The 24,900-nt window shown below is 36.5% G+C and carries 23 protein-coding genes and 2 tRNA genes; 15 read left to right on the top strand and 10 right to left on the bottom strand.

Features of this window, described 5'->3' with window-relative positions; genetic code table 11:
• Positions 1-121: 121 nt before the first annotated feature.
• On the bottom strand, positions 122-520 hold the full coding sequence (locus ACFIMA_RS06270) for a DUF1376 domain-containing protein (protein WP_375693225.1): 399 nt from the start codon (positions 518-520) through the stop codon (positions 122-124).
• Entirely contained in the window at positions 510-989 is a 480-nt protein-coding gene (locus ACFIMA_RS06265) for a crossover junction endodeoxyribonuclease RuvC (RefSeq protein ID WP_375693224.1), read from the bottom strand. The genes ACFIMA_RS06270 and ACFIMA_RS06265 overlap by 11 nt, the downstream gene beginning before the upstream one ends.
• 129 nt (positions 990-1,118) lie before the next feature.
• On the opposite strand from ACFIMA_RS06265, the gene ACFIMA_RS06260 reads away from it, so the two are divergent.
• A complete protein-coding gene (locus tag ACFIMA_RS06260; RefSeq protein ID WP_375693223.1) occupies positions 1,119-1,568 on the top strand; it encodes a hypothetical protein in 450 nt (149 codons plus the stop codon).
• Here the strand turns inward: ACFIMA_RS06260 and ACFIMA_RS06255 are convergent.
• The 3 genes from ACFIMA_RS06255 to ACFIMA_RS06245 form a co-directional block, all read right to left on the bottom strand.
• Positions 1,565-1,774: a hypothetical protein gene (locus tag ACFIMA_RS06255; RefSeq protein ID WP_375693222.1), complete on the bottom strand. Its 210-nt coding sequence runs from the start codon at positions 1,772-1,774 to the stop codon at positions 1,565-1,567. The two genes, ACFIMA_RS06260 and ACFIMA_RS06255, sit on opposite strands and share 4 nt — an antisense overlap.
• A gap of 86 nt (positions 1,775-1,860) precedes the next feature.
• Positions 1,861-2,295 carry a hypothetical protein gene (locus ACFIMA_RS06250; RefSeq protein WP_375693221.1) on the bottom strand — a complete coding sequence of 145 codons (435 nt, stop codon included), beginning with the start codon at positions 2,293-2,295 and terminating at the stop codon, positions 1,861-1,863.
• A 16-nt stretch (positions 2,296-2,311) separates the two neighbouring features.
• On the bottom strand, positions 2,312-2,707 hold the full coding sequence (locus tag ACFIMA_RS06245) for a hypothetical protein (protein WP_375693220.1): 396 nt from the start codon (positions 2,705-2,707) through the stop codon (positions 2,312-2,314).
• Positions 2,708-2,790: 83 nt separating this feature from the next.
• Here ACFIMA_RS06245 and ACFIMA_RS06240 point away from each other — a divergent pair, with 83 nt between their 5' ends.
• The 7 genes from ACFIMA_RS06240 (at position 2,791) to ACFIMA_RS06210 (ending at position 6,898) form a co-directional block, all read left to right on the top strand.
• Positions 2,791-3,408 carry a S24 family peptidase gene (locus tag ACFIMA_RS06240; RefSeq protein ID WP_012754749.1) on the top strand — a complete coding sequence of 206 codons (618 nt, stop codon included), beginning with the start codon at positions 2,791-2,793 and terminating at the stop codon, positions 3,406-3,408.
• 245 nt (positions 3,409-3,653) lie between these two features.
• On the top strand, positions 3,654-4,028 hold the full coding sequence (locus ACFIMA_RS06235) for a hypothetical protein (RefSeq protein WP_375693219.1): 375 nt from the start codon (positions 3,654-3,656) through the stop codon (positions 4,026-4,028).
• A gap of 67 nt (positions 4,029-4,095) precedes the next feature.
• Positions 4,096-4,530, top strand: coding sequence for an antA/AntB antirepressor family protein (locus tag ACFIMA_RS06230; protein WP_375613828.1), 435 nt, complete (start codon positions 4,096-4,098; stop codon positions 4,528-4,530).
• Positions 4,523-5,251 (top strand): Rha family transcriptional regulator, encoded by a 729-nt coding sequence (locus ACFIMA_RS06225; RefSeq protein ID WP_375693740.1) that lies wholly within the window; start codon positions 4,523-4,525, stop codon positions 5,249-5,251. The genes ACFIMA_RS06230 and ACFIMA_RS06225 overlap by 8 nt, the downstream gene beginning before the upstream one ends.
• Positions 5,252-5,607: 356 nt before the next feature.
• Positions 5,608-6,339: a phage antirepressor KilAC domain-containing protein gene (locus ACFIMA_RS06220; RefSeq protein WP_375693217.1), complete on the top strand. Its 732-nt coding sequence runs from the start codon at positions 5,608-5,610 to the stop codon at positions 6,337-6,339.
• Complete coding sequence (locus ACFIMA_RS06215; protein WP_375646213.1) at positions 6,336-6,614, top strand: hypothetical protein; 279 nt, start codon at positions 6,336-6,338, stop codon at positions 6,612-6,614. The genes ACFIMA_RS06220 and ACFIMA_RS06215 overlap by 4 nt, the downstream gene beginning before the upstream one ends.
• A gap of 80 nt (positions 6,615-6,694) precedes the next feature.
• A complete protein-coding gene (locus ACFIMA_RS06210) occupies positions 6,695-6,898 on the top strand; it encodes a helix-turn-helix transcriptional regulator (protein WP_375619679.1) in 204 nt (67 codons plus the stop codon).
• Positions 6,899-6,997: 99 nt separating this feature from the next.
• On the opposite strand, the gene ACFIMA_RS06205 is transcribed toward ACFIMA_RS06210, so the two are convergent.
• Positions 6,998-7,073, bottom strand: a tRNA-Phe gene (locus tag ACFIMA_RS06205).
• A gap of 400 nt (positions 7,074-7,473) precedes the next feature.
• On the opposite strand from ACFIMA_RS06205, the gene ACFIMA_RS06200 reads away from it, so the two are divergent.
• From ACFIMA_RS06200 to ACFIMA_RS06190, 3 genes are all read left to right on the top strand, one after another.
• Positions 7,474-8,637: a phosphoserine transaminase gene (locus ACFIMA_RS06200; RefSeq protein WP_375613717.1), complete on the top strand. Its 1,164-nt coding sequence runs from the start codon at positions 7,474-7,476 to the stop codon at positions 8,635-8,637.
• A 383-nt stretch (positions 8,638-9,020) separates the two neighbouring features.
• Positions 9,021-10,310, top strand: a complete 1,290-nt coding sequence (locus ACFIMA_RS06195; RefSeq protein WP_375613716.1) for an adenylosuccinate synthase — start codon at positions 9,021-9,023, stop codon at positions 10,308-10,310.
• Positions 10,311-10,547: 237 nt separating this feature from the next.
• Complete coding sequence (locus ACFIMA_RS06190) at positions 10,548-11,969, top strand: hypothetical protein (protein WP_375693216.1); 1,422 nt, start codon at positions 10,548-10,550, stop codon at positions 11,967-11,969.
• 202 nt (positions 11,970-12,171) lie between these two features.
• On the opposite strand, the gene rpoH is transcribed toward ACFIMA_RS06190, so the two are convergent.
• The 3 genes from rpoH to ACFIMA_RS06175 form a co-directional block, all read right to left on the bottom strand.
• Positions 12,172-13,056, bottom strand: coding sequence for an RNA polymerase sigma factor RpoH (gene rpoH / locus ACFIMA_RS06185; protein WP_375618560.1), 885 nt, complete (start codon positions 13,054-13,056; stop codon positions 12,172-12,174).
• 148 nt (positions 13,057-13,204) lie between these two features.
• Positions 13,205-14,209 carry an RluA family pseudouridine synthase gene (locus tag ACFIMA_RS06180; RefSeq protein WP_375629611.1) on the bottom strand — a complete coding sequence of 335 codons (1,005 nt, stop codon included), beginning with the start codon at positions 14,207-14,209 and terminating at the stop codon, positions 13,205-13,207.
• Between the two features lie 29 nt (positions 14,210-14,238).
• Entirely contained in the window at positions 14,239-15,669 is a 1,431-nt protein-coding gene (locus ACFIMA_RS06175; RefSeq protein WP_375631496.1) for an aldehyde dehydrogenase family protein, read from the bottom strand.
• Positions 15,670-16,129: 460 nt separating this feature from the next.
• On the opposite strand from ACFIMA_RS06175, the gene ACFIMA_RS06170 reads away from it, so the two are divergent.
• On the top strand, positions 16,130-18,703 hold the full coding sequence (locus ACFIMA_RS06170) for a DNA translocase FtsK (RefSeq protein ID WP_375652352.1): 2,574 nt from the start codon (positions 16,130-16,132) through the stop codon (positions 18,701-18,703).
• Positions 18,704-19,858: 1,155 nt separating this feature from the next.
• On the top strand, positions 19,859-21,565 hold the full coding sequence (locus tag ACFIMA_RS06165) for an ATP-binding protein (RefSeq protein ID WP_375662405.1): 1,707 nt from the start codon (positions 19,859-19,861) through the stop codon (positions 21,563-21,565).
• Between the two features lie 18 nt (positions 21,566-21,583).
• On the opposite strand, the gene mscL is transcribed toward ACFIMA_RS06165, so the two are convergent.
• Positions 21,584-21,991, bottom strand: a complete 408-nt coding sequence (gene mscL / locus ACFIMA_RS06160; protein ID WP_375693215.1) for a large conductance mechanosensitive channel protein MscL — start codon at positions 21,989-21,991, stop codon at positions 21,584-21,586.
• A gap of 1,315 nt (positions 21,992-23,306) precedes the next feature.
• On the opposite strand from mscL, the gene ACFIMA_RS06155 reads away from it, so the two are divergent.
• Positions 23,307-24,389: a quinone-dependent dihydroorotate dehydrogenase gene (locus tag ACFIMA_RS06155; protein WP_375613710.1), complete on the top strand. Its 1,083-nt coding sequence runs from the start codon at positions 23,307-23,309 to the stop codon at positions 24,387-24,389.
• 137 nt (positions 24,390-24,526) lie between these two features.
• Positions 24,527-24,603 (top strand) — tRNA-His (locus ACFIMA_RS06150).
• Positions 24,604-24,900 lie beyond the last annotated feature (297 nt).

Here is a 24,900-nt window from a genome sequence, read left to right as displayed (position 1 = left end):
GTCAACCTGTTCGTTTGTTTCTAAACTTTCAGAACCAATTTCTTTTTTTGCTAAAACGATAGTTTTAGTTTTTTTATTATATATGTTATTGTCTATGTTAATGTGTTTCATCATGATGTCATCATGACCTCGTGATGACATCATCATGGTCTTTTGATGAGTCATCTTTATGTTTTTTTCTCTTAGTATTCGCAGCTTTTATAGCTTTTTCTGAAAGTTTATTTAAATTCTCATTGCAATTTTTTAATTCTTCTTCAACATCGAGATTCCATAAACGACCATCTGCTAAACGAATAATATATCCTTCTTCTAGCAAAACATTCAAAGCTGTCTCAAATTTCTTTACTGAATAACCAATGTAATGAGACAAAACTTTAATGTTACAAAAAAGAGGTTCACCAGTACGAAGCATGCGAAACCGCAATCTCATATAGATATTACCTTCTACAGGAGGTAAATAATCGACGACCACCGCCCATTTATCGGCAAACAGTCTCGTCCATGGTATTTTACTGGACATGTATATCCCCTTCTTTCATCAAATATAAAATTGCTAAAGCATCTGCTTCGTTGTCGTCTTTAGGTACATGTCCTTTTGCACATACCGCCTTAATCATTTCTTCTTTTGAGGCGTTGCCTTTTCCTGTCGTCGCCTTCTTAATTGTGCCAACAGGAATGCCTTCATATGGTATCTGATGATGTTCACACCACGCTGTTAAGGTTGCTAGAAAGCCCCCATAAATATGAGAAGCATCTGTACCCTCATGCCGGCGCACCTCTTCAAAATACACCGCGTCAATTTCATCAACAGATCTCTTTAGTTCAGTAAGCCATTTCTTAAAGCGCAAGTAACGCATGCCACCGCCTTCAAAACGGCGTGATTGAAAATGTTCTGTATCACTTGTGATAAAACCATCTGCATCACGAAGCACCCAGCCAGTCTTAGTGCCTAGATCAAGACAGAGAATGGTTTGTGCATTAGTGATCATAATCCCCCCTTAAGGCTGTTGCGTATTTATACGTGCGCTATGACAGAGCGTGTTGTGATTGCCTGTCTTGCAAAAATGTTTTTGAAAAAGTAACCTCCCAACGATTCTAAAAAAGTGGGGTGGGGAAAGATGCAAGAATGGATAAAGATATTTCTTACGGGTTTCCTGTCATTTATCGGATCACTTTCAGTAGCGCTTATTTTAAGATGCAAAGACCGTAAAGAAGCCGCAAAAAAACGAGCACAAGATAAGAAATGGGTAATCAAGAAATTTGCAGAAAGCGAAAAACAAACTGCAGCTCTTGAAGAGCAAGCAAAATCAACAAAAGATATTGCAAAATGGTCAGAAGAACATATTAAAATTTTGTTAGATAACAAAAGAGTACAGGATTTAGGACCGCCACTTTCCATATATGCAACTGGACCGCATCTTCCAACAAAGGACAAGTGGACGCTTCTTTTCTTAAAGGTAGAAAATAATGCACAAACTGTCGTCCATATTTTAAATATAAAGCTAAAAGATAGTTCTCGCTTTATTCTTGGATATGGCATCATATACAAACCTAGGCAAAAAACTTAGCAAATACAATCACCATATGTTAATCCTGACGCGGTTGCAGAATCGCGAGTATTCCCTGGCTTCTGTGATAAAGCAAAGAATTTTCGAACGGGACTAGAAATCGATGTTAATATTTCTGTAGCTCCCTCAGAAGGCAAACCTTCAAAAATCCTTATTTTTGTAGCAGCACGTGAAGAAGATATAAAAGACCAAGTTACTTTAATCATTACCCATACATCCCCACTGCAACCAGAAACAAAAATGACTGTAACAACACAAACCAGCCTCATAGACTTTAAAAAAGTGGATTAACTCAATTCAGACGCACACTACACGCATCATTTATTAATTTGATTTCTTCTTCTCTTTTTTTGATGAGGTCATCCCTTAAGAAGCCAAGATTACTTTCGACTAAAGCTGTAAACAAAAGTAGCTCATTTAGGCGATGAAAAGATGACAAATCTTGAGAAAAATAATTATCAAAGCAAGTTGTAAAAGCTTGCGTAAAGGCAGATGAAAACCATTGATTAAAATCATCGTATGGCAATAACGGAAAATAATTTCTATCATCACGCGCAAAAATATTTTGCAGTATATAGACAAGATAACCTGTTGATGAGGGATCTATGCAACTTTCACATGTCTGATTAGGCGAGCGAACACCATAATATATGTCTTCACGTCCAATCTTATTAACAAGATTAATCAACTTGACTTTACTTATAGTGATATGCGGGATATCTATCATCTCTGATCTTTCTTCTTTAAGAGTGTGAATGGTGCTGTTGCTGTTCATTATTATCTGTATGAGCAGCACTATGAGAAGATATTACTGTTTGTGATGCATTTGCTGTACTAATTTTCTCCACCAGATGAAGCGTATCTTTTCTTCGTTTTGTCATTGGACGAATAACTCTATGGGATTTACTCCCATAATTATGTAGGAACCAATCTAGTGTAACCCAAGATAGACCCTTGGCTTTAGACAACTGAATAATTATATTCCAGTATTTTGGAGAAATACTATGGCAAAAATGTAATTTATAATTGCGATCACGCATTTTACGCGCAGCCTCATAGCTACAACCAATTTCTTTTGCAAATTGGCGTATAGATCCCCAAGATTCAATCAAACTTTTGACATAAAAATCATTAACCATGACACAAATAGTACATTACGTACAACTTTTAATCAAGATAAAATCGTACACAATGAATTAAAAAAATAGTGGATAATGTACAAATGACTTATTTGCCAAAAGATAGACTTAAAATAGCGCGTAAGAATGCTGGATACGCAACACCAAGCGAAGCTGCGCGCGCTATACCAGCTCTTAATCAAAATACCCTAATTAGTCACGAAAATGGAAATCGTGGTATTTCGCGCCAAATAGCCGAGCTCTATGGACAAGTATTTAATGTAGATCCGGGGTGGATTTTGTATGGCGAGTCTCCTCAAGAAAATCCTAACCTCAATATAAGTATTCCTGTCGTTTCATGGATTAGCGCTGGAGAATTAAGCGAGCAAGATGGGATAATGGATTTTTCAGATTATCCTATGACAGAGGCTGTTAATCTTCCTGCCGGTGAATGGATTGCTTTACGTGTAGATGGCGCATCTATGAATAAAATTAGCCCTCCAGATTCTATAATATTTGTAAATATGCGAGACAAAAAACTTGTGCCTAATGCCTGCTATGTAATTGCAGATGAATCTGGACAAGCGACATATAAACGATACAGACCTAATGATGATCCTCCTTTTCAGCCCGCTTCATACGACAAGACAATAAAGGCTCCAAAACTTGAAGGCGCTATCTCTATAATAGGTCGTGTACGGCGCACTATTCTTGATATGTAAACACAATACGATTCTCTGTTCACGTTATCGATTAGATTGCCATCAACAGATTGAAGCAAGTTTGCTTGATTTTTATCAGTAAACAGCAAAATTTTGATTCTCTAAATTGTGCCCTGATTCGTCTTTTTTTATTTTTTTTAAAAAATAGTACATTATGTACTTTACTATATTTAGTGCGTAATGTACTAATATATTCCATAAACCACGCACAAACAATCGCCAAGAGGCGTTAGGGAGGAAAAATTATGGAAAATCCAATTCTTATAAATTCTGATGAAATTTTATTAGTTGTCTATGATGATGATCAAAACATTGGTCGGTCAGGACCACTGGATAAAAGCCAAATTCTAAAAATTATTGACGAGGCAGATGATGCAATCCAAATCTTTCGCATCAATCCTTCTGAGAATAATTGTGAAGATATCTCTGAAGAAATTGCAGAAGCATATGTAAAAGAAAATATCGAACATCTCCACGAGGAGAGTAAAGTTCATGACTTTGTACTCGAAAGTGATGCTTACCAAGAACTTTTAGACGAGATCGCAGACGAAAAATATAATGATGAGATTTACGGTACTTATGAACAACAACACCGTTTGCGTCCTTGTGATGTGCTTTAAAAATTCTAAAGGGCGCTTTTAAAAGCGCCCCCTTTCATTCATCAATCCCATCAACATGAGGTTCGTAATGGAAAAGCTTCTTGCTACTCAATACAATATTATTCAGCATCAAAAGGTTCAAACTATTAGCGCTCGTGATTTATATACCTTTTTAGAGGTAAAAACCGAGTTTAGAAAGTGGATAACAAACTGTATTAAAGAACTTAGCTTTAGAGAAGATGTCGACTTTGTACTTTCTACTAAAGAATTATCAAACTCCTCACGTGGAAATCCTTTTAAAGATTATGCTCTCACTTTAGACACAGCAAAACACATTGCCATTTGTGAACCTGGTCTCAAAGGTAAACAAGTGCGTGAATATTTTCTGAAATGCGAAAAAAAAGTAAATTCAAAAATCGATTATTCAAATCCTGAAACATTAGAAGATTTCTTAAGACATCTAAGACAGCAAATCAAGCACAATGACAATGTTGTCACAACGAATGGAGTGAAGCATGCATAATTTTATCACAACATCTGAAAGAAATTTTCAAAACACAACAGTTCAAACGATGTCTAGTCGTGAAATTGCAGAGTTATGCGGTAAGCAACATGCGCATATTATGCGTGATATTCGACAAATGTTAGGAGAATTATATCCTGAAGGGGGTCAATCCAAATTTGGATCCACCTATTTAGATAAACAGGGTAAGCCCCAAAACTGTTACAACCTCCCTAAACGCGAATGCCTCATTTTAGTTTCTGGTTACAGCATGACATTACGTGCTAGGATTATAGACCGTTGGCAAGAATTAGAAAAGCAAGCAGCAATACCACAAATCGACTACTCAAGTCCTCAAGTTATGCTTGGTGTTTTAACGTATCTCAAAAATGAAAATGAACAAAAAGATAACATTATTGCAAATTTAAAACCAAAGGCAATGGCTCTTGAAAGCTTACAGCGCCATGATGGACTCTTCGGTCTTACAGAAGCCGCTAAAATACTCGAGATGCAACCAAAACAGTTCATTCTCTTCTTACAGCAAAAAGGTTGGGTTTACAGACGAGCAGCAGGTGGAAATTTGCTTCCTTATCAAGACAAAATCCAAAAGAAACTTATGGATTGTCCAACTATCACACTTCAAACCGCAAATGGAATAGAAAAGGTCATTCCTTGCGCAAAAATCACAGCAAAAGGAATTGGTGTGTTGTCTCAAGAACTTAAACGACAAAGCATGCATTAAGAGAAACAATCATGGAAAAGAAATACGAATTTACTGATAAAATCGATATAGTTTATAAGCGCCGATTTTTTAATTTTTTATTTGACAAAATACTATCAGTATGTCTATTGTCGAATCAGGTGCCTAGAAAACACCTTAAAATACCAAGCGGATTGGTTGCCGAAATAATCAGTCTTCTGAACATTAAAGATTTTGACTCATTATATGCTGTAGCATATAACGGTCTTGTCGGGTGTAGTTACACTATACAATACCCTCACGGGAAAGGTGTGACGACGGACTTGGTACCGTGTTTTCTAGCACCCGGCACTCTTTTAGAGTGTCAATAGAAAACCTCTATTACCAAGGAGTTCACAGTGAACACACTTATAGAAATTGAAGAAAGCACTGCTAATAGTGCTACCACTCAGACTATGTCGAGTCGTGAAATTGCAGAATTATGTGGTAAAGAACATCGGAATGTTATGCGGGATATTCGGCAAATACTCACTGAGCTCAAAATTGAGCTGAGTGAATTTGCAGGATTCTACAGAGATTCAACAGGTCGTACTCTTCCTTGCTACAATCTTCCCAAACGTGAGTGTTTAATTCTTGTTTCGGGTTACAGCACTGCTTTACGAGCAAAGATTATTGACCGCTGGCAAGAATTGGAAAGACAAGTAGCAACACCACAAATAAATCTTGCCAATGCTTTGGAAAATCCTCTTACGATTAAACAGCTCCTTTTAGAGAGTATCAATCAATTAGAAGACTTAAGAAATGAGGTGAGTACACTCAAGCCTAAAGCAGAAGCTTTGGAAGGTTTAAAACGCTCTGATGGTTTATTCGGTCTTATCGAAGCAGCGAAGATGTTGGAGGTGCGCCCAAAGGACTTAACCAATTACTTGCGTAAACATGATTGGGTGTATCGACGGGCTCCAGGGGCGCCTCTGTTACCTTATCAGGATAAAATCAAAAAAGGTTTCATGGACTGTCCTGCTATCACTATCCAAAGACCAGATGGTACAGAAAAGGTACTCCCTTCAACAAAAATCACATCCAGAGGATTGGCTTGTTTGAGAGAACAAATCTTTGGGGGTGTGCAATGAATACCAGTATCGACTTTTTATGTGATTTGTGGATAGCGTTGTCTCAGTTTGTCAATTGTGAATACGTAGATGACAAAGACTGTAGTGACTTGGTTGACATCATGAGCATAGTAGAAAAAGCTTTGATTTTAAAACTTCAAGATGAAATTCCAAATATTACAAAGATTCTAGCAGTTTTAACGGATTTTGGAGATTCAGAGCTGCCCCATAGAATGGATTCTTTGTTGCGAGCTTATGATCCGAGTTTGCAGAAGCCTGTCACGAAAGCGGCTTAGTTTTAAACAATTGATTTCATCTCCTCGTCCTATAGGACGAGGAGGGGATTAAGTAACATAAAAAAGAGAAAGGTAATGAGATGATATTTGATGATGGAGATAGATATGTAACGACACGTGAGTGTGCACAGCTTTTTAGTGTATCCACAACAACGATTCGCAATTGGGTGCTTCAGGGGTTGTTTCCGGAGCCATATAAGCTAGGGAGAGCAGTGAGGTGGAGAAAAAAAGAGATCTTAGCCTTCATTCCAAAGAAAAATAAGGAGCAAATAAGAACAAATTAGATAAAATTATATAAGCTGTAGAAGGTGGTCTAAAAGGTGGTCTGAAAATGGTTATTTAAAGAAAAAATCTATATATTTCAATATGCTAAAAACAAAAAGTGGTGCCCAGACGCGGATTCGAACCACGGACACGCGGATTTTCAGTCCGCTGCTCTACCAACTGAGCTATCTGGGCATGCTTCATAAAACATATAAAGCGTTTGCGGTTATAACATTAAAATTTTCTCTGTCCAGTCATCAAAAGAAAAATAATTGATTTTTTAATAAGTTTATCTCCCTATTCTAGAGCGTTATCAATGAATCTTTATCATAAAATAAATTTGATAGGTATATTGGACACTTTAGTGTATTGTTATTAGAATGCTGTCTTATCGTGGTGGTGATACGAAAAAAATTAAAAGAATCGATCGAGAAGAATGATTAAGAAAGATTTTTTTATAAAGTTTCCCTAAATTTTAAGCATACGAAATAAGAGACAACATTTTTGACTTTTTTCTAAAAAGATTATTGATTAGTCTTTATAATAATTTGTTTTTCTTTATAAAGAAAGAAAAACATCTAAAAGGGGAGAAATAATGATAATGTTACAAAAACCAAGTAATCGTCCCAATAATACTAATTTTTCTTCAGGTCCTTGTAGCAAACGGCCTGGTTGGACTCTTGATGTTCTTAAAAATGCATTAGTTGGGCGTTCACATAGATCTAGAGAAGCAGAATTAAAACTTGCTGAAGTTGTTAATTTAACCCGTGAGATTCTTGAGGTTCCTTCTGATCATCGTATAGGAATTATGCCAGGATCAGATACCGGTGCTGTTGAGGCTGCTCTATGGTCTCTATTAGGTGAGCGTGGCATTGATATGGCAGCGTGGGAAAGTTTTGGGTTTGGGTGGAATAAAGATGTTGTCGAGCAATTAAAGCTTTCTGATGTGCGTCGTTTTGAAGCTCCTTATGGTGAAATACCAGATTTAACACAACTTGACTTTGATCGGGATGTTGTTTTTACATGGAATGGGACAACTTCTGGTGTGCGTATTCCTAATGCGGATTTCATTCCGCATAAGCGGGCTGGATTGACCATTTGTGATGCAACATCGGCAGCTTTTGCGCAATATCTTGATTTTTCAAAATTAGATGTTGTTACTTTTTCATGGCAGAAAGTTTTGGGAGGTGAGGCTGCACATGGTATGGTGATTTTAAGTCCTCGTGCTGTTGAGAGGCTTGAGAATCATGTTCCAGCTTGGCCTATGCCCCAACTTTTCTATATGACAAAAAATGGAAAATTGAACGAAGATATTTTTAAAGGAAAGATCATCAATACACCTTCTATGCTTTGTGTTGAGGATTTTCTTGATGGGTTGAAGTGGGCAAAATCTCTAGGAGGTGCAGCGGCATTAAGAGCAAGGGTTGAGAAAAATTTTTCTGTACTTGATGCTTTTGTTCGCAAAACGCCATGGTTAGAATATTTGGCAAAAGATCCTGAAGTGCGTTCTAACACCGCTATTTGTTTAGATATTGTGGATCCAGTGATTACTGCTTTGGATACGGAAAAGCGAGTATCTTTTATAAAAGCGGTTGTGAAGCGTCTTGATGAGGAAGGGGTTGCTTATGATATCGGTTCGTATCGCGATGCTCCTCCTGGGCTTCGAATTTGGGCGGGTATAACAATTGAGGCTTCCGATCTTGAAATTTTAACACAATGGCTTGAGTGGGCGTTCCAAGTTGAAAAAGCACAGCTTTAAATAATTACTGGTGATTTTCACAACGTGTTTTTAAACAAAAAAGGATACGAGAGATTATGATGATCTTTCGTATTCTTGTATCAGACAAACAGCCTCTAAATATTACATGAATTGTAAAAGATTAAGACGGGGAATGAATGCTTTGTCAGGTGTTCGATACGCACAAATTAAAATCTCTAATGTTTTTACTTTTTGTAGCGAAAATGACAGATTGAGAATATTTGGGTACTTGCTTATCTTTATTATCATAAATTTGAAAATTTAATCACTTGAAGATTGAGAAAAATCTGAAATGAGGAGTCGCACTTGCTCTAAGGTTTCGTTATAAAGAAGAGTTTGTTTTTGAATGCTGGTTTTTTTGACCAAACACGACGGAGAAAGTTATGGCCAATGTAGTTGTTGTCGGTACACAATGGGGTGATGAAGGCAAAGGTAAAATTGTAGATTGGTTGTCTGAGCGAGCAGATATCGTGGTGAGGTATCAGGGGGGGCATAATGCTGGCCACACATTGGTTGTTGATGGAGTCAGTTATAAATTATCACTTTTACCGTCTGGTTTAGTGCGTGGCAAGTTATCAATTATTGGTAATGGTGTTGTTGTTGACCCTCATCATTTTGTTGCAGAAGTAAAAAAACTATGTAATCAGGGTGTAAAAATCACACCAGAAATTTTGCGTATTGCTGAAAATGCTCCTTTGATTCTTTCTTTGCATCGTGATCTTGATGCAATTCGAGAAAGCGGTTTATCTGGTTTAAAGATTGGTACAACAAAGCGCGGTATTGGACCGGCTTATGAAGATAAGGTGGGACGTCGTGCTATCCGAGTGATGGATTTAGCAGAAAAAGATACACTTATGGCTAAGATTGAGCGGCTTTTGAGGCATCATAATGCTTTGCGTCGTGGGATGGGTGTTGCAGAGATTGATTCTCGAGCACTTTATGATGAATTGATGCAAGTTGCGGATAAAATTTTGCCCTTTATGGATTGTACGTGGCGTCTTTTAGATGAAGGTTATCGAGGAGGGAAACACATTCTTTTTGAAGGTGCGCAAGGTGCTTTACTCGATAATGATTTTGGAACTTATCCTTATGTAACGTCATCTAATACAGTTGCTGGGCAAGCATGTACAGGTTCGGGGATGGGACCTGATGCAATCCATTATGTTTTGGGTATTGCAAAAGCTTATACTACACGCGTTGGAGAAGGGCCGTTCCCGACAGAGCAGATAAATGATATTGGTGAATTTCTGGGAGTGCGTGGACATGAATTTGGTGTTGTAACGGGTCGAAAGCGTCGATGTGGTTGGTTTGATGCTGTCTTAGTACGTCAGATGGTAACAATTTGCGGTGTTCAAGGTATAGCATTGACAAAACTTGATGTTTTAGATGGTTTGGATGAAATAAAAATTTGTATTGGTTATGAGCTTGATGGTAAAAGGATTGATTATTTACCTTCTTCCATGGGAGCTCAGGATCGGGTGAAGCCTATTTATGCAACATTAGAAGGTTGGAAGGAAGAAACAGCACATGCATTGAGGTGGGAAGATTTACCAGTGCAGGCTATTAAATATATACGCTATATTGAAGAACTGATTAATACAAAAGTGGCTTTATTATCCACAAGTCCAGAGCGTGAAGATACTATTCTTATTACGGATCCCTTTGTTAATTGATTATTGTTTTTAGATTTCTATATATGCTCTCTGTTCGTTTTTGTATCTTTTTACAAAAAAAGTTTTTAAGAGCACGTAAAAGAAAGGTGCAAAATAGCATTGTTTATTTTTCATATTCATTTTACATTATTGCGATAGTTGTACCAATATTAAATGGCAACCAATTTAGAAGGCTAAAATAAAGTTTTTTGGCTTTACTATTGATTTTTTCTCAGTTTAAGAGAGATTATAGAGGAAATGGTAGATTTCGTTGGAATCTTAAAAAAGACAATTAATGCACAAAATAATATTACACCACAAGTGCGTAAGCGGATTTATAAGCGGGCTACCGAAACACTAGAACATCAATTTGTAACAGCAAAAATATCACAAGCAATAGCGGATGAACAAAGAAAGATTCTTCAAAGTTCTATTGCAACTGTTGAAGGAGAATATGTAGCAGTTGAAAAGAAACGGCTCTCTTCAGTTATTGGGTGGAATCCCACAAATATAAATGAAGATAAGAAAGTTACAAAAAAAACTATATTACCAAAGAATAATGAATTGTCAGAGGTAAACATAAAAAGAAAGCAAGATTTTGTTACACGTTCAAAGGATAACAAGGTATTTGTTGAGCTTTGTGTATCAGATATACCAGATGCAGAGCCTGTTAATATGGAGGCTGATGTGCCTTCTCAGCATGTTAATAGCAGTGTGTTAAAGATTTCTCCTTCGCAGGAAGATAATCCGCATATTGTTTCGCACATTTTTTCTCAGGCTTTACGTCGTGCTAATAAATCGTTAGTGCAAAGGCGTATTGTGATAAGCGCTGTTTCTGTTGTTAGTTTTATTGTTTTACTTGTTGGTATTTTTTTTGTTGGTGAGCGTGTATTTGTATCAAATGATCATCAGTTTTTAGAAGAAAATCTTCAAGCTTCTCACAGAGTACCAAAGGCTTTTCCAATTAAGAGAAAGTTAACACAACGCTTATTAGAGGATGGAAGTGAAATTGATGTTGGTTTAAAACAAGCGATAGATTCTTCGGATGAAGAAGTACTCTCAACAGTTGTTGATAGCAATTTGCAATCGCTTGAAAAATCAGGTGAAGCTGTTTTCTATCAAGCACGTACAAATTATGATGCAGAAAAGATAGCAACGGGAAGTGCTCGCTGGACGCTTATAAAAGAATCTCAAGTGAAGGGGGCTCCAGAAGAAACAACTATACAAGGTGATATAACAATTCCTGATGAAGGGGTATCATTACGGTTAATTTTACGTCGTAATACCGATCAGTCATTTCCTGCTGCATATATTATGGACCTTGTTTTTATTCTTTCTGATAAATTTTCAGGTAAAGCTATAAGCAATGTTCAAGCATTAACCTTTAAAGCAAGTGAACAATCCATTGGACAGGCTTTAACAAGAACCATTGCTGCAAAGATTAACGATGACTTTTTTCTTGTCGCATTGAGTGGAAATCATCCATTTCTTGATCGAAATTTACAATTGATGCGAGAATTAGATTGGATGCGTTTGGTGTTAACGGATAAAAACGGGCGTATAAGTGAATTAACCTTTGCAAAAGGACCAACAGGTAAGTCTATTTTTAATGAAGTTATTGGACAATGGCTTGCACAACAAGATAAGTTAACAGTTCTTGGTCAAAAAAATAAAACATAGATGCAAAAAAATAAACGGCTGTGAAGAATTTTCTACGACCGTCTTTATCAATTATATACCAAATATATTCAAAAAGCTTTACATATCAATAACTTAAAGAATTCGATAGGCTAATTTACAAGTATAAAGCCAAGGCATGCTTTTTTTCATTTTCACATTTAAAGAATGTGCAAACCATTGGCTTTATACTTAACTCTAGGTTTTATACTTGACTTTGAGATAAAGTAGAATCTTTGATAGAGTTTTGCACTTTTTCAAATGCACGCATTTCAATTTGTCTTACTCGTTCTCGACTAATATTAAATTCGCCAGAGAGTTCTTCTAGGGTTAGTGGTACATCGTTTAAACGACGCGCTTTAAATATACGCTTTTCGCGTTCATTGAGATTGTCCATGGCATTTATGAGCATGGAACGGCGATTTTCTAATTCACTTTTTTCAATCAAAATTTGTTCTTGATCGTTAGATTCATCCACCAACCAATCTTGCAACTCACTGTTTTCCCCTTCTTTTGTTCGAATTGGTGCGTTGAGTGAAGTGTCACCACCAAGCCTACGATTCATTGATACAACTTCATCTTCTGTGACATTCAACTGGGTTGCAATTTCTTTCACTTGTTCTGCATTGAGATCACCACTATCAAGTGCTTGAAGTTTACTTTTTAACTTACGAAGGTTGAAAAACAAACGCTTTTGATTAGCTGTTGTCCCCATTTTCACCAAACTCCAAGAGCGCAATACATATTCTTGGATTGACGCTTTAATCCACCATATTGCATAGGTTGCAAGACGAAAACCCCGCTCTGGTTCGAAACGTTTAACAGCTTGCATGAGTCCAACATTGCCTTCTGAAATGACTTCCCCAATGGGAAGTCCGTAGCCCCGATATCCCATCGCGATTTTAGCTACGAGACGCAAATGGCTGGTTACTAGCCTATGCGCAGCTTTTAGATCATTATGCTCACGGTAACGCTGAGCTAACATATACTCTTCCTTTGGCTCAAGCATTGGAAAACGACGCACTTCTTCCAAGTAACGGTTTAAACCACCATCACCTGTCATTACTGATAATAAATTCATATGGGCCATATAGCACCCTCCTTTTGTCTGAATTCCCTGATAAGGCAAATTCTATGTTTTAGATAGCTAACTATCCTCATAACCTCACTCTAGCATATTTTTCAATTTTGTTCAAAAAAAGATATTTTATTGTGAAATCTTGAGAAGGGGAAAAGTTTCAATTCATTTTTTTAAAAAGCTCAATAAGTTTAGCCATATCTTGAGGCAGTGGTGCGGAAAACGACATAACTTTACCGGTAGAAGGATGTTCAAAAGTAAGACTTGCAGCATGGAGTGCATGTCGGTTGAATTGATCGATTGCATTTCTAATAGTGGGGTTGAATATGTTTGATTTTGTTTTAAAAGCGTTTCCATAAACTGTATCGCCTATGAGTGGATGCCCTATATGAGTCATATGAACACGGATTTGATGGGTGCGTCCAGTTTCCAAGCGACATTCCAGAAGGCTAGCAAAAGATGTTGAGTCTGCATGAGAGCCATATTTTTCAAGCAGAGAAACATGTGTAACAGCATGACGAGCATAAGGGTTTTGGTTATGGATGACAGCTTGCTTTGTCCGGTTATAGGGCGAACGGCCAAGTGATGCATCAATTGTCCAGACATTGCGCTGAGGTGTTCCCCAAATCAAGGCATGGTAGCGTCGATCTAATGCGCAGGTACGTCCATGATCAGAAAATTGAGCACTGAGACTTTTATGAGCTAGATCATTTTTTGCAACAACCATAACACCGCTTGTATTTTTATCAAGACGATGGACAATACCAGGGCGTTTAACACCACCTATACCAGATAAACTATTCCCACAGTGGTAAATAAGGGCATTAACCAATGTACCGGTCCAATTTCCATTCCCAGGATGAACAACAAGACCAGCTGGTTTGTTAATAACAATGATATGATCATCTTCAAAAAGAATGTCCAATGCAATGGCTTCAGCGCTAGGTTCTGCATCACGAAGGTCCGGCATTTCCAATTCAATTATTTGGTTAGGTTTTAATTTTGTTTTTGGTTCCTTTATGAATTGACCATCAATTTTAAGACAGCCTTCACGGATGAGGGTTTGCAAACGCGAACGTGAGAGCACATCATGATATTGTTTTGCGAGCCACTGATCAAGACGTTGCCCAAGAGCACCTTCATCCGTTATTTTCTGTATTACCATACGATTCCTATTAAGTTTTTAATAAGATTTTACCAGTACGAAATTGCTTTACTATCGAGAAATTCTTTAATTCCCCAATGTCCTCCTTCACGAGCGCGCCCAGAAAATTTTACACCTCCAAAGTAGCTTCCACTGGGTAATCCATGTCCATTAACTTCTACCATACCAGAGCGTACTTGTGCCGCAATACGACGATATTTGTTGCGATCTTGTGATTGAATATAGTTTGTAAGACCATACTCAGTCTCATTCGCTAAAGCGACGGCTTCTTCTTCTGTACTAAAAGAAAGAATCGAGAGAACTGGACCAAAGATTTCTTCTTTAAAAATACGCATATGAGGTTTTACATCAGCAAAGACTGTTGGACGGACATAATAACCGCGTTCCATTCCTTTTGGTAAACCAGTCCCGCCTGCAACAAGAGTTGCACCTTCATCAATTCCCGATTGGATAAGATCTTGAATTTTATCATATTGTTTTTTTGAAACAACGGGCCCAATATGATTTCCTTCTTGGCAGTTTGGTCCTACTTTTGTTGTTTCTGCAATATCCTTGGCTATTTTCACGGCTTTGTCATAGATGCTCTGTTCCACAAGCATACGAGTCGGTGCATTACAACTTTGTCCACTATTATAAAAGCAATGTCGTGCACCACGTTGAATAGCATCTGAGTCGGCATCAGCAAAGATAATATTCGCTCCTTTTCCACCAAGTTCCAGACAGACTCTTTTTAAAGTAGCGCTGGCATTTTTAGAAATATCTTTTCCTGCTCTAGTTGAACCAGTAAAGCTGATCATTTCTAAATCTGGATGTGCAGAGAGGTAAGAGCCGACAGTCGCACCATCACCATTGATTAAATTAAAAACACCGGCTGGAAGTGCGGCTTCATCTAAAAATTCAGCAAAAAGCATAGCAGAAAGAGGCGCAATTTCAGAGGGCTTTAACACCATGGTACAGCCAGCCAAGAGAGCAGGAATAACTTTAAGAGTTACTTGATTCATGGGCCAATTCCATGGCGTAATTAATCCTACGACGCCGATAGGATCGTAGTGAAGGATTGCTTGCTCATTTCCTTTTATTAAAGTTTCTTGGAACGAAAACTCTTTATAAGCTTCGATAAAATTGCGGATATGGGAACTTCCGGTTGCAGTTTGCGCATTAAGCGCCATATCAATTGGTGCTCCCATTTCCATTGAAATGGTTTTTGCCATGTCTTTGGAACGTTTTTCGTAGATCTCTAGAATTTTTTCAACAAATCCAAGACGCTCATTTGGTGACGTTGTTTTCCATTTTTGAAACGCTTCTTTAGCCGCATTAATTGCTTTATCGGCATCTTTTGTACTTCCAAGGCTAATGACAGCACAAGCCTCCTCTGTTGATGGATTAATGACGTCAAAATCGTGAGGAATGCTTGGCTCATCCCATAGACCATTGATATAAAATTTCCGTTTATTAAACATAATTCACTCCCTTTTTTCTATTTGTATTTATGTAATTATGATTGTCTTAGTCTAAGCCTTTTTAAACGAGGATAACAAGGGTAATCTTATAAAAACGCGAGAAATTAGATTATATCGTGATAATTGAGCATGGAGAATTCAATAGAGCAATGCTCATTGTATTATTGAGACTAGTTTCTCTTATGCAAAGGGAGAGAAAGAGAGGCATAGACAATTTTCTTGAAGCTTTTTTATCATGAAGTTTTCTTCAAAACAAATGAAATACGAGCTCTATGACACCATAAACTGAGCAATTTATATCGTAAATATGCAAAAGGCAGATTATGAATATGCATTATGGCATTATTTTTTTCATTAAAAAGTAACCATCAGCAAAAGGTTATTAACCTTCGTATGATAGTTTCTACGAATTCTTTTTGAAAAGGTTATTTTTCTCATTGCTATAAATTTGTTGGGTGCCATGCATAATTCGAAAACAAAATCTATTTCTACGTCTTCTTTTTCTGATGATGGTACAAAAGGTGCATCAAGAGAAGATTTATCTGTTAAGATTACTGAGATATTTCCTTATCCGGAAGTGTGGAAAAAGGCATTTGCCCTCGGAAAAAACGTCCGTTTCACGAGAACCCCAGAAGTTGAGATTTTGCGTCGTCGTATAGAAACAGATCCAGTTTTTGCAAAACAGTTTAAAATTTTTACGAAGCAAGATCAAAAAAAAATTACAGATACAGATATTGTACGTTGTAACAAGAAAACAACAAATATTCTTTCGACAAAAAAAGTCATTAATCCTCAATCAATAGAGAATAAAACATCAGTTTGTCATTCAACGGTTTTGAAGCAGTTGTCACGTCAAACTACTCGTATGCCGTCAGCAAATATTCCACTTGAGGAGGATAAACAAGAACGTAAATTACAAGTGGAAAATGTGCTACAAAAAATAAAACCTGCTTTGCATCTTTCCGATGATGCATTTTTTGAGTGTGAATCTTTGATATTTGAACATGTGGAGACTCAAACTTCAAAAGAGGATGGAACATCACTTGACACGACAAATGAACTCACACCGGATATTCCCACAGCCTTTGATGAGTCAATAACTGCTCTTTACCGTGTTCTTGAATACCGCTTTCCACAACTCTATGATTCAATTACATCAGAATCTCCAGCGGAAAGGATGCGAGGTGTTGAGAAAATTTCTGATTTAATGCATACAAATAATGATACTACTAAAGAGTGTCATTCTAAGCTTTCTGTTGAAGATTCTGCTCATACGTTAAGTAATACAGGGGCGTTAAGTGATGCAGGAGCTAGTATAGAGACTGAAAATACCAATAATATTGTCGCCAATAATACTGTTGATTGTATAAACAAAACCGTCAAAAAGAATTCAAAAGATTTTTCTGTGATGCAAGCAAACAGTAAAACTAAAACATTGCAATCTACTCGTATGCCATTAGGTAATTATGATTCTGCTTTTATGCAAAATATTCAATCTATTGACTGTGATGTTTATGAATTTCCTCCGATCAACTTATTACAGGAACCTGTTTTTCATGAAGGTACGATGATTCCTCAAGAAACATTAGAACGTGGTGCTGGACTTTTGGAAAGTGTTTTGGAAGATTTTGGCATTAAGGGTGAAGTTATCCATGTTCATCCAGGGCCTGTGGTAACAATGTATGAATTTGAACCCGCCGCGGGCGTAAAGTCATCGCGCGTTATTAATCTTTCTGATGATATTGCGCGTTCTATGTCTGCTATTTCTACACGCGTTGCTGTAATTCCTGGACGTAATGTTATCGGGATTGAGTTACCCAATGCGGTTCGTGAAACCGTTTATTTACGGGAATTAATCCAAACACGTTCTTTTCGTGAAAGTGAATTTAAACTTGCTCTTGCTTTGGGGAAGGGGATTAATGGTGAACCGGTCATTGCAGAATTAGCAAAAATGCCTCATTTATTGGTTGCAGGAACAACAGGATCAGGCAAGTCTGTTGCAATTAATACAATGATTTTGTCGATTCTTTATCGTATGACACCAAAGCAATGTCGTTTGATCATGGTTGATCCTAAAATGTTAGAGCTCTCTGTTTATGATGGCATACCACATCTTTTAACACCTGTTGTAACAGATCCCAAAAAAGCGGTAACAGCTTTAAAATGGGCTGTTCGTGAAATGGAAGAACGTTATCGCAAAATGGCTAAGTTGGGTGTGCGTAATATTGATGGTTTTAATGCACGCGTTGCACTTGCGGCTCAAAAAGGCGAAACGATCATGTGTACTGTTCAGTCGGGTTTTGATAAGGAAACAGGGGAAATGCTTTATCATGAAGAAGCCATGGATCTCACGCAGCTTCCTTATATTGTTGTGATTGTTGATGAGATGGCTGATCTTATGATGGTGGCAGGAAAAGAAATAGAGAATGCCATTCAGCGCTTAGCGCAAATGGCGCGTGCGGCAGGTATTCATCTTATTATGGCAACGCAACGTCCTTCTGTTGATGTTATCACCGGTACAATTAAAGCAAACTTTCCTACCCGCATTTCTTTTCAAGTAACGTCAAAAATTGATAGTCGTACGATCTTGGGTGAACAAGGTGCTGAAACGCTTTTAGGTCAGGGGGATATGCTTCATATGGCAGGTGGTGGACGCATTGTGCGCGTTCATGGACCTTTTGTCTCAGATGAAGAAGTTGAATCCATCGTTGCACATCTTAAAATGCAAGGAAAACCTGATTATTTAGCAACGGTAACAGATAATGAAGACGATAACAAAGAGGATACTTCTGCTGATTCAGCTGCTGAAATTTCTGAGGAAGAAAATTTTGATGAAGAGGGTGAGGAACTTTATAACCAAGCTGTAAAAATTGTTATGCGTGATAAAAAATGTTCAACATCTTATATTCAGCGCCGACTTTCAATCGGCTATAATAAAGCAGCTTCTCTCGTCGAGCGAATGGAAGAAAAAGGCATTGTTGGAGCCGCTAATCATGTTGGAAAACGTGAAATTTTACTCAATGAAGGAAAATAAACAAACGCATTTAAAAATATGCAATTTTTTAAATATCTGACAGTTATTATTTAAATGTGCTTGTTTTATTTTTTTATATAATATTAAAAATTTAAATGGAGAGTAATAAAGCAAAAGCGATCTTTTGTATTAAGACTTCTGATGAGGTAAACAAGCTGATATCAAAGGAGGTTATGAGATATTTTAACATTTCTAAATGATCTGGAATATAAAGAAATTAAACAAATCTTTATATGAAGACAGATAATTTGTGTTCTCTTTTTTACAGAGAAAATTTTTAATAAAATAGTGCGGTGGCGTATTTTTTGTTTTTTCTTTTGTAGCGATTCTAATGAAAGAAAGATCTTTGGGAGATTATTGAGAAGCATCATAAGAAAAATGCCCAATATGCAAGTTCTGTTGCATAGGATACTTTAAAGCGTCACGCTGAATTTATTATCATTTGATATTATTGGCTCAAGAAAGATGTTCTTACGAGAAGCTTTATTTGAAAAAGAGATTTTGATAATGCAGTATATTGATTTATAGTAATTTATCATTATTCACAGTGAATAAAAGTCTCAAACATTGTAAGATTTTCTCATTTCAAATCTGTTTCTGTTGAAACAATTAAAACCATTTTCTTGCGTATCATAATAATGTAGGAGTAAAAAAGTTAAAAAATAAAAAGGCTGCTTATGAACGCCTTCAAATGCCGAGAACTATTGGTAACATTAGGGGCTGAAATTAGTATAATGATGGTGCTAATCAGCTCTTTTATAAGTATAAAAATGGTAATGCACAATGCCTTGATATCCTCTATAGGGACTTTTACATTACACCATTTACAGATGACGTCGTAAAATAAGCTTGGGGATCTTGGGAGATATCTTTTCAAAAAAGGCGCATGAATGTGTAAAATAAGTGTATTCTTTTTGAGTACTATTTATGCGAGGGAGATGTTACCATTATTGTAACAAGATTTATTACAATAATGGGTGAATAAGCAACAAGAGCTGGAAGCTTCTTTTTATTCTTGTTTTGTTGATGAAACAGTCAAAATTTTGCTACAGACAATTGATATGAGATATCAAGTTATTTTAACCAGAATAGATAATTGTAAACAAATTAGCATTATTCATTTGAGAGTAAATTCAACACTTTTTAGTTTTAGTTATGCCATTAAAAGCAGATGAGTTAAAGTTAAATACAAATGAATTAAAATGTCAGCAAGAAGCTTTTCGTTTTACACCAGAGCTTTTGCCACGGCCTTTTACGTGGGAAATCGATCACAATGGTTTGTTTTGTGAAGTCTCAAAAGAGCTAGCTGAAGTTGTTGGTCCTCTCTCTTCTTCTATTTTAGGGTGTAGTTTTCATGAGCTTGCTCATCAATTTAATGATGATCGATATCTGGTTCTCAGTCGTTTTATTGAAGCGGCTATGCCTTGGAGTAAAGAGATTGTTCAATGGCCTGTTGATGGTTGCTTACAATGGCTTGATGTTGAATTGTCGGCTTTGCCAATTTTTGATGTTAAAAAGCAGCTTAAGGGGTTTCGTGGCTTTGGTGTTTTAAAAATACAAAAAAAAGTCCAAGAAAAAAGAAATGAAAAGCTAGAAACAGAAATGCCATGTCTTACGGAGATAGAACGCTCAGCTTTTCGTGAAATTGCAGAGCAATTGCGTGATGAATTGAATTCATCGGTAAAAGAAGAAAATTTAGTTGAAGAAACAGCTATTCAGTTACCATATGCACAAACATTGCCGGTAAATGCTATAGAACAAGCTCTCGTAAAAGAGCCCGCTGCAGTTTTATCATTGTTGGATACAGCAACAGATGGTGTTTTATGGTTGGATGAAGAGGGCTTTGTTCAATCAGCGAGTAGGGCAGCCTTAGCATTAATGGGTTATGAAATAAATGAACTACGAGGACAACCATTCTCTTCATTATTTACTTTGCAAAGCCGACTTTTGGTTGAAAAGTATTTTAAATCAATCCGTATGGAGGAAAAAAATCAGGTTTTAAATCGCAGTGAAACCGCTGATTTAATGACAAAAAATCATAAAAATATAACCGTTTTGATAACGATTGTATTTTTGGCAAAGCAAGGCAATTATGCTGTTATGTTGCGTGATAGGACACAAACAGTTCCATCAGGAGAAAAAAAAGCAGAAGAGGATAAAATCGTTGGAGTTGTTCATGAAATACGAACACCTTTGAATGCTCTTATTGGTTTTGCAGAAATTATGAGAGAAGGCCGTTTTGGTTCGATAGAAAATGAGCGCTATCATGGATATTTACGCGATATTATTTCCTCTGGAAAACATATATTATTGCTGATTAATCAATTACTAGAGTGCTCGAAGATAAATTATTCTGGTTCCGATAACCAGATTGATTCTTCCCTTATTTCTGAAACATTTGATGTAATATCTTGTTTACGTGCGACGATAGCTTTTCTTGAAACTCAAGCCAATCAGAACGGCATTATCATGCGTATTGTTGCTCCACCTCACGTTCCATTTATTCCTGTATCACAACAAGTGTTTCGCCAGATTATATGGAATCTTCTTTCCAATGCTATTCGTTTTACACCTTTGGGTGGACAGATTATTGTTCACGTTTCTTATAGAAAAGAACGTGTAAAAATTTCAGTGAGTGATAATGGTATAGGGATGAACGAAGAAGAGATTATACAGGCACTGCAACCTTATGGTCAAGTAGAGCGCAAAGATGGACGATCTGGTGATAGCGCTTTTATGGGAACAGGTTTAGGCCTCCCAATGTGTAAAGCAATGGTGGAAGAAAGAGGGGGACAATTTTTACTGTTCTCAAAACCCAATCATGGAACAACTGTGGAAATGTTTTTTCCTCGTGTTCCATGATGTAAATCTGGCATAAAATTATTTTTTCTTAGCCAAAAGATCTCTAATTTCTGTTAAAAGTTGTTCTTCTGAAGACGTTTTTTGGGGGCTTTCTTCTTCTTTTCTACGAATTTTATTCATAGCCTTAACGAATAAAAAAAGAACCCAAGCAATAATGAGAAAATTGATAAGTAAAGTAATAAAGTGTCCATAGCTAATGGTTGCTCCAGCTGCTTTGGCGGCACTCAATGTTGCTTGTTTTTCGCCAGCAAGTTGAATAAACATATTAGAAAAATCAATCCCACCTGTAATCAGCCCAATGATTGGCATAAAAATATCATTGACAATTGAGTTGACCAAGCTACCAAAAGCACCCCCTATAATCACACCGATAGCAAGATCAATCATATTACCTTTTAGGGCAAATTCTTTGAATTCTTTAAGCATTGCATTTTCCCCTTTATATAAGCGATATACGGTAATTTACTTACCGCTTTTGATGAAAAAGGAAAGGGCAGATTTTATTTTTAGGATTATATTACGATATTAATATTATTTTCAAAGAACTTTATAAGGTTTAATAAAGGGCTTTAGGGCTCTATTTGAATGTACATAGAATACTTCCTAGAAAAAAGCTTTTTTGATAAAAACTATAGCTGCTTTTTCAACAGAAAGTAGAAAACTGTAGCTTAATTTATATAATTGCCTCAAGATCTTTATGATAACATTAAAAAGAGAGATTTTTACACAATACCACAAAATGGGCAGTGTTGAAAGCTGAGCTATCAGAAAGCTTCTCAAATGAAGTACATATATTGGCATAACATTTTATTATAAAAAGAAAATTTAGGAATAAAAAATATATTTCAGCGCTGATAGAAGAAATAGATAAATGAGACAGAAGTAAAACTTATAATTTAATTCCTCTTAATTCAGTAAGCGATAATAGCAATTAGGAGGGCATTATGGCTTATCTAAAAGCTATTTGTATTGGGTTGCATGAGCTAAAATGGCGATAATTCGGATGGAAGAAACACATTTCATCTGCTGGAAGATTGTATCAGTTTATAAATAGCAGAGCTCTAGGGTTTGCAAGATCATTTTGGTTTGGAAGTCGTTGGTATGATGTTTGAGTTCAATAATCAACTGTCATTACTTAAAATATATGTTAGGCAGAGCACTTAATAGATGCAAAATTGTATTTAATACATCAGAAATGGCAAAGAAAACAACGCAGATTATCAATAGAGTACAAATTGATTGAACATTCTGTTGCTCTAAATAGTGCAACAATAGTATGAATTTAGATGATTTTATGAACCATGTATCCTGTAAATGCTAGGAAAAAATAGCTTTATAGAACAAGCTTTGTTTCTATTGAAAACAATATTACACAAAGGAACTTTGGGAATAGAGATAATTTGCCTGCATTTTTAAGAAAATTATGAGCGTGCCTGCATAAGACGTCATAAAACCATGACTATGGTAAGAGCCATTGATGTTCCAATTCATGCTGAATTTTATAAGATTAGGATTCATATTTTAATCTTTAAAAAATGTCGAAAAAGAGAAACATTTTTTAAGAATAAAAAGTTCTTTACATAGTATAACCAATATAAACATGTATGGCTATTATGTGATGAGTTTTCTTCTAGAAGGGGAATATTATTGGGATAATATGCTTGCTTTGATTGGAAATCTTTTGTGTTAAAAGGTAGAGGTGAGGTGCGATGGATCATTTTTATGTTGTGGAGAAGAATTGATGAGTTTTTTTCGTTGTATTGGCCGTTCTGCCTTATTTATGTTGGATCCAGAGCAAGCACACGGTTTAGCGATTCTTGGGCTGAAAAGTGGATTAAATGGTTGTCAAAAGGTTATCGACAAACGTTTGTGTGTAACTGTTGCTGGTCTTGAGTTTGAAAATTTTATTGGTCTTGCAGCGGGGTTTGATAAAAATGCAGAGGTTGTAGATGGTATTTTTCGGTTAGGATTTGGTTTTACTGAAATTGGGACAGTGACACCAAAGCCTCAGATTGGAAATCCTAAACCACGGCTTTTTCGTTTAAAAGAAGATGAAGCGATTATTAATAGAATGGGCTTTAATAATGACGGACATCAAGTTGTTTACAATAGATTGCATGCGTGTAAAAAAACTGGTGTTATAGGAGTCAACATTGGAGCCAATAAGGATACGGTCGATAAGATTGATGATTATACTGTTGGTATTGCTCATTTTTATGATGTTGCTGATTATTTTACGGTTAATATTTCTTCTCCTAATACACCAGGTTTACGTGATTTACAGGCCCGTGACAGTTTGCATCTTTTGTTGAGTGCAATTTCGCAAGCGCGAAATGAGCAAGAGAACAAGCATGGATTCTCCATTCCCATTTTTTTAAAAATTGCCCCCGATTTATCAGAGAAAGAATTAGATGATGTTGCTGAAGAAATAAAACTTTCTGATTTTAATGGGCTGATTGTTTCTAACACAACTCTTTCACGCCAAGGTCTTAGTAATAGTCACTTCCGTAATGAAGAGGGTGGGCTTTCTGGACGTCCACTCTTTGAGCGTTCTACTATTATGCTTGCAAAAATGCGTCAAAAATTAGGGAAGGAGATTGCAATTATTGGCGTTGGCGGTATAAAGGATGCACAGACTGCTTTGGAAAAAGTAAAAGCTGGTGCAGATTTGATTCAATTATACAGTGGGATGGTTTATGAAGGTCCAGATCTTGTCATAACTATTCTGCAAGAGATTTTGCAGATGATGCAACAAGATGGAGTTGATAACATAAAAGGCTATCGTGATCATAGTATTGAGCATTGGGCAAAATTTCCTTTGTAAAAAACGCTTTTTTCTTCACAAAAAATTGCGAGATTTTTTTAAAGGGGCTTGCAAACTTTGTTGATCTTCCTTATGTCACATAAGCAAAGAATAAATGTTTACGAAATCGTGAACAGTTATGATACATTTGATTTTATGCGGTTGTAGCTCAGTTGGTTAGAGCGCTGGTTTGTGGCACCAGAGGTCGTAGGTTCAAATCCCACCAACCGTACCAAAAAATTTTATTGAAAATACTGAAAATGGATATACAAGACGAACAAACGGCTCGCTGAGGATCTTTTATCAATGACTGTAGTTGCTTGGGGGCATAATATTGTACAAAAAAAACGCATGGCATAAAGTCCAAAAAACCAATAAAGGGGCATTGCGCTTCTTTTTTAAGAACTGGGCATCTCCTCTTACCTTAATGCGTTCTCATTATGCATCCTTTACACAAGACTTGTGATGGAAAGACTTTACGGAAAAAATCAATGTGTTTTGTTTAAAAGATCCGAGCTTAATATGCCCTTCA

This window comes from Bartonella sp. AP88HLJMH, from assembly GCF_042195605.1.
In the GTDB taxonomy this organism is placed as follows: Bacteria; Pseudomonadota; Alphaproteobacteria; order Rhizobiales; family Rhizobiaceae; genus Bartonella.
Note: the sequence above shows the minus strand (reverse complement) of the source record. Positions and strands in the feature narration are given on the sequence as shown.

Excerpts from the sequence above, each read along its gene's own strand:
- ACFIMA_RS06235 (WP_375693219.1), top strand. The coding sequence starts at position 3,654 with ATGGAAAATCCAATTCTTATAAATTCTGATGAAATTTTATTAGTTGTC.
- ACFIMA_RS06240 (WP_012754749.1), top strand. The coding sequence starts at position 2,791 with ATGACTTATTTGCCAAAAGATAGACTTAAAATAGCGCGTAAGAATGCT.
- ACFIMA_RS06255 (WP_375693222.1), bottom strand. The coding sequence starts at position 1,774 with ATGATTAAAGTAACTTGGTCTTTTATATCTTCTTCACGTGCTGCTACA.
- ACFIMA_RS06165 (WP_375662405.1), top strand. The coding sequence starts at position 19,859 with ATGCCATTAAAAGCAGATGAGTTAAAGTTAAATACAAATGAATTAAAA.
- ACFIMA_RS06270 (WP_375693225.1), bottom strand. The coding sequence starts at position 520 with ATGTCCAGTAAAATACCATGGACGAGACTGTTTGCCGATAAATGGGCG.
- ACFIMA_RS06250 (WP_375693221.1), bottom strand. The coding sequence starts at position 2,295 with ATGATAGATATCCCGCATATCACTATAAGTAAAGTCAAGTTGATTAAT.
- ACFIMA_RS06155 (WP_375613710.1), top strand. The coding sequence starts at position 23,307 with ATGAGTTTTTTTCGTTGTATTGGCCGTTCTGCCTTATTTATGTTGGAT.
- ACFIMA_RS06195 (WP_375613716.1), top strand. The coding sequence starts at position 9,021 with ATGGCCAATGTAGTTGTTGTCGGTACACAATGGGGTGATGAAGGCAAA.
- ACFIMA_RS06170 (WP_375652352.1), top strand. The coding sequence starts at position 16,130 with ATGCATAATTCGAAAACAAAATCTATTTCTACGTCTTCTTTTTCTGAT.
- ACFIMA_RS06175 (WP_375631496.1), bottom strand. The coding sequence starts at position 15,669 with ATGTTTAATAAACGGAAATTTTATATCAATGGTCTATGGGATGAGCCA.
- ACFIMA_RS06200 (WP_375613717.1), top strand. The coding sequence starts at position 7,474 with ATGATAATGTTACAAAAACCAAGTAATCGTCCCAATAATACTAATTTT.
- ACFIMA_RS06265 (WP_375693224.1), bottom strand. The coding sequence starts at position 989 with ATGATCACTAATGCACAAACCATTCTCTGTCTTGATCTAGGCACTAAG.
- ACFIMA_RS06225 (WP_375693740.1), top strand. The coding sequence starts at position 4,523 with ATGCATAATTTTATCACAACATCTGAAAGAAATTTTCAAAACACAACA.
- ACFIMA_RS06215 (WP_375646213.1), top strand. The coding sequence starts at position 6,336 with ATGAATACCAGTATCGACTTTTTATGTGATTTGTGGATAGCGTTGTCT.
- mscL (WP_375693215.1), bottom strand. The coding sequence starts at position 21,991 with ATGCTTAAAGAATTCAAAGAATTTGCCCTAAAAGGTAATATGATTGAT.
- ACFIMA_RS06260 (WP_375693223.1), top strand. The coding sequence starts at position 1,119 with ATGCAAGAATGGATAAAGATATTTCTTACGGGTTTCCTGTCATTTATC.
- ACFIMA_RS06210 (WP_375619679.1), top strand. The coding sequence starts at position 6,695 with ATGATATTTGATGATGGAGATAGATATGTAACGACACGTGAGTGTGCA.
- ACFIMA_RS06180 (WP_375629611.1), bottom strand. The coding sequence starts at position 14,209 with ATGGTAATACAGAAAATAACGGATGAAGGTGCTCTTGGGCAACGTCTT.
- rpoH (WP_375618560.1), bottom strand. The coding sequence starts at position 13,056 with ATGGCCCATATGAATTTATTATCAGTAATGACAGGTGATGGTGGTTTA.
- ACFIMA_RS06245 (WP_375693220.1), bottom strand. The coding sequence starts at position 2,707 with ATGGTTAATGATTTTTATGTCAAAAGTTTGATTGAATCTTGGGGATCT.
- ACFIMA_RS06230 (WP_375613828.1), top strand. The coding sequence starts at position 4,096 with ATGGAAAAGCTTCTTGCTACTCAATACAATATTATTCAGCATCAAAAG.
- ACFIMA_RS06190 (WP_375693216.1), top strand. The coding sequence starts at position 10,548 with ATGGTAGATTTCGTTGGAATCTTAAAAAAGACAATTAATGCACAAAAT.